The 1,795-nt window shown below is 63.1% G+C and carries 2 protein-coding genes; both read right to left on the reverse strand.

Going from position 1 to position 1,795, the window contains the following annotated elements; translation table 11 throughout:
- The coding region (gene cysQ / locus EN994_RS29730) for a 3'(2'),5'-bisphosphate nucleotidase CysQ (protein WP_164746340.1) at window positions 1-789 on the reverse strand (789 nt) is incomplete at its 3' end.
- A gap of 10 nt (window positions 790-799) precedes the next feature.
- Window positions 800-1,795: adenylyl-sulfate kinase (cysC, locus tag EN994_RS29735; RefSeq protein WP_127308069.1), on the reverse strand; the 996-nt coding region annotated here is incomplete at its 5' end.

Below are 1,795 nucleotides of genomic sequence, written 5' to 3' on the forward strand. Positions count from 1 at the left end.
GGCGGGGCTGCCCCCTGCCCCGCCGCTGGCAATGAAATGCGGATTGGCGAAATCCTCGTCGTCGCTTTGCCGGCGCTTCCCATAGACCAGAGGCTGGCCATCGAGCGTGCGCGTCATGCCACCGGCGGCGCGCAGGATGGCGTCGCCTGCCGCCGTGTCCCATTCCATGGTGCGGCCGAAGCGCGGATAGACATCAGCCTCGGCACTGGCGAGAAGGCAGAATTTCAAGGACGAACCGACCGAGACGATTTCGGCGGCACCAAGGTCGCGAATATAGGCCTCGGTTTCCGGCGTGTTGTGGGAACGGCTGGCGACGACGGCCAGAGGCGCCACGGCCCTTCTCACCGAGATCGGCCGGCGGCCGACGATCTGGTAGCCGCCATCGATTTCGAGAGATTCCGCCCTTCCCGGCAGGCCGGAAAAGAAGCGGCCCGCGCAGGGCGCAAAGACGACGCCGACTTCCGGCACGCCATCGCGAACCAGCGCTATGTTGACGGTGAAATCGGTGCGGCGGTTGACGAATTCCTTGGTGCCGTCGAGCGGATCGATCAGGAAGAAAGCCCCATTTAGGTCGGGCGGCACGATACCGGCGGAAGCTTCTTCCTCGGCCACGCAGGGGATATCGGGAAATGCGGCACGCAGTCCGGCGAGAATGATCTTTTCGCTCTCGCGGTCCGCCTCGGTCACCGGCGAGGCGTCGGACTTGCGGTCAACCGCACAGCCGGCGTGGAACACGCGCATCACCTCGCGCCCGGCCGACAAGGCCAGGCGCTCGAAGATTTCAAGCATCAGCCTGTCGTCAGATGCCGCCGCCGCTATCGTATTGGTCTTCGGCAATGTCGCGCTCGTTCAGCCAGTGTTCCAGGGCGTCGACCATCTCTTCGGCCGATTTGCCGAGTGTCTGCAGATGGATCTCCGGGGTTTCCGGCGCTTCATAAGGGGAATCGACGCCGGTGAAATTCTTGATCTCGCCATTCAGCGCGCGCGCATAGAGGCCCTTCGGATCACGCCTGGCGCATTCCTCGAAGGGCGTATCGACGAACACCTCGACGAATTCTCCGTCGGCCATCAATTCACGTGCCATGCGCCGTTCGGCGCTGAACGGCGAAATGAACGAAACAATGACGATCAACCCGGCATCGGCCATCAAACGCGCCACCTCGGCGACGCGGCGGATGTTCTCGACGCGATCGGCATCGGTAAAGCCAAGATCGCGATTGAGACCGTGACGGACGTTGTCGCCGTCGAGGATATAAGTATGACGGCCGGTGGCGAACAGCTTCTTTTCGAACAGGTTGGCGATGGTCGACTTGCCGGATCCCGACAGCCCGGTGAACCAGAACACGGCGGGCCGCTGGTTCTTCATGTCGGCGCGCACGCGCTTGCCGACATCGAGCGACTGCCAATGGATGTTTTCGGCACGACGCAGCGAGTGCAGGATCATGCCGGCGCCGACCGTGGCGTTGGAGATGCGGTCGATCAGGATGAAGGCGCCGGTTGTGCGGTTTTCGGCGAAGGGATCAAAGGCGATCGGCGTCCGCGTCGAGATGTTGCAGATGCCGACTTCGTTCATTTCGAGCGACTTGGCCGCTTCATGGGCAAAGTCGTTGACGTTGATCCGGTATTTCAGATCGGTGACGGTGGCGCTGGTCTGGTCGGTCTCGGTGCGCAGGATGTAGGAGCGGCCCGGCAGCAGCGCATGCTCGTCGAACCAGACGATGTTGGCGGCGAACTGGTCGGCGACCTGCGGCCGTGCGGCAGGCGAAACCAGCATGTTGCCGCGCGAGATTTCGAC

It is taken from the genome of Mesorhizobium sp. M7A.F.Ca.CA.002.09.1.1, from assembly GCF_003998555.1.
Lineage (GTDB): Bacteria > Pseudomonadota > Alphaproteobacteria > Rhizobiales > Rhizobiaceae > Mesorhizobium > Mesorhizobium ciceri.